Source organism: Streptomyces flaveolus (genome assembly GCF_000716535.1).
GTDB lineage: Bacteria > Actinomycetota > Actinomycetes > Streptomycetales > Streptomycetaceae > Streptomyces > Streptomyces flaveolus_A.
In genome coordinates, this window is sequence record NZ_JNWV01000146.1 from 1 (window position 1) to 664 (window position 664).

Sequence of the window (664 nt, forward strand, 5' to 3'; positions counted from 1 at the left end):
CCGCCCCTGGCCCACCACCAACCACCCCCGCCGCGCCGCCATCTCCTCCTTCGGCATCAGCGGCACCAACGCCCACGCCATCATCGAACAACCCACGGAACCGGCCGAGCGGTCCGGGGCGCACGGGCGCGACCACGACGGTCCGGTGGTGCTGCCGCTGTCCGCGCACTCACCCGAGGCCCTGGCCGCGCAGGCCGAGCGACTGGCTGCCCATCTCACCGCGCGGCCGGGCCGGCTGGCGGCGACGGCGGGTGCGCTGGCGCGCGGCCGGGCGGCACTGGAGCACCGGGCAGCCGTCGTCCTCGGCGGCCCCGGCGAGGAGGCGGAGGCCGTACGGGTACTGCGGGCGCTCGCCGGCGGGGAGGAGCACGCCGCGCTGGTGCGGGGCAGCGCCGCCGGAGCGGTGCGCACCGCGTTCGTGTTCAGCGGGCAGGGCAGTCAGCGGGCCGGGATGGGCCGTGAACTGTACGCGGCGGAGCCGGAGTTCGCCGCCGCCTTCGACGCGGCCTGCGCCGCCCTGGACCCGCACCTTGAGAGGCCGCTGCGCGAGGTGGTCCTCTCCGGCGACGACACCCTCATCCACCGGACCGCCTACACCCAGCCCGCCCTCTTCGCCCTCGAAACCGCCCTCTTCCACCTCCTCGACCACCACGGAATACGCCCC

General features: G+C 76.4%; 1 protein-coding gene. It reads left to right on the plus strand.

Annotated features, from left to right (window positions below; all coding sequences use genetic code 11):
* Positions 1-664, plus strand: a 664-nt coding sequence (locus tag OO52_RS45585) for an acyltransferase domain-containing protein (RefSeq protein WP_037631238.1), incomplete at both ends; no start/stop codon positions are given.